The organism is Salinihabitans flavidus, from assembly GCF_900110425.1.
Taxonomy (GTDB): domain Bacteria; phylum Pseudomonadota; class Alphaproteobacteria; order Rhodobacterales; family Rhodobacteraceae; genus Salinihabitans; species Salinihabitans flavidus.
Window position 1 is genome coordinate 1 of the sequence record NZ_FODS01000082.1, and the last position, 1,159, is coordinate 1,159.

The 1,159-nt window shown below is 70.0% G+C and carries 1 protein-coding gene; it reads left to right on the plus strand.

The genetic code is table 11. From position 1 onward, the window contains the following. On the plus strand, positions 1-1,159 hold a 1,159-nt coding region (locus BMW66_RS19905; RefSeq protein WP_139196347.1), incomplete at both ends, for a phage tail tape measure protein.

A 1,159-nucleotide genomic window follows, 5' to 3' on the forward strand; every position in this document is an offset into this window, starting at 1 on the left:
CAGAGCATCGGCAAGAAGGGCCAGGGCAGTCTCAAGCGGATCGAGCATGCCGCGCGGCCAGCCAGCGCCGGGCTGCGCGCGGTCAACCGCGCCTCGCAGGGGGCGGCGCACGGGCTGTCGGGGCTGGGCCGCCAGGTGCCGGCGATCGAGGGGCTGGCCCGGGTGCTGGGCACGACGGCGATCGTCACCGGGCTGGTGCGGATATCCACCTCGTCGCTGCGGGCGGCGAAGGATTTTCAGGCGTCCATGAAGCGCGTGAAGGCGGCGACGCGGGCGACTGACGCGCAGATGACGCAGCTCGAGCAGAAGGCAAGGGCCGCCGGCGCGACCACCAGCTTTCGCGCCTCGGAGGCCGCCGATGCCATCGAGATGCTGGCCAAGAACGGGCTGCGGTACCAGCAGATCGTGGATGGCGCGCTCGATTCAACGCTGACGCTGGCCGCCGCGCTCGGCGCGGAGCTGGCGCCGGCCGCCGATCTGACCACCGACCTGATGGCGCAGTTCGGGCTGCAGGCCTCCGACATGGCCGAGATCGTCGATCTGGTCACCGGCGCCGCGCTGAATTCGAAGTTCGGGTTTGACGATCTGCGCCTTGCCATCGGCCAGGCGGGCGGTGTGGCCGGCAGCTTCGGGGTGGAGATCGGGGATTTCCTGACCGCGCTGGCCGCGACCTCCTCGGCGTTCAGCTCAGGGCAGGATGCCGGCACCAGTTTCAAGAACTTCCTGCAACGTCTGACGCCGCAGGGGGCGCAGGCGCGCGCCGTGATGGAGCGGCTCGGTCTCGAGTTCTTCGATACCGCGGGCAACATGAAGTCGCTGGTGGAGATTTCCGAGGAGCTGCGCGAGGCGGTCTCGGGGCTGTCGGAGGAGGCGCGCAACGAGGCCCTCGTGCGGATCTTCGGCACCGACGCGGTGCGCACCGCGATCCTTCTGGCCGAACGCGGTGCGGATGGGATCCGCGAGATCGGCGCGGCGGTGCGCGAGGTGAAAGCGGCCGATCAGGCGGCGGTTCGTCTTCAGGGACTGGAGGGTGCCCTGAAGGAACTGGCGTCCGCCTGGGAGGCGTTGCAACTCACCGCCGCCGACGAGGGAGGGCTCGACGTGGCCGAGTCGGCCGTGCGCCGCCTGACCGACGCGATCCGGTTTCTCAACGAGAACT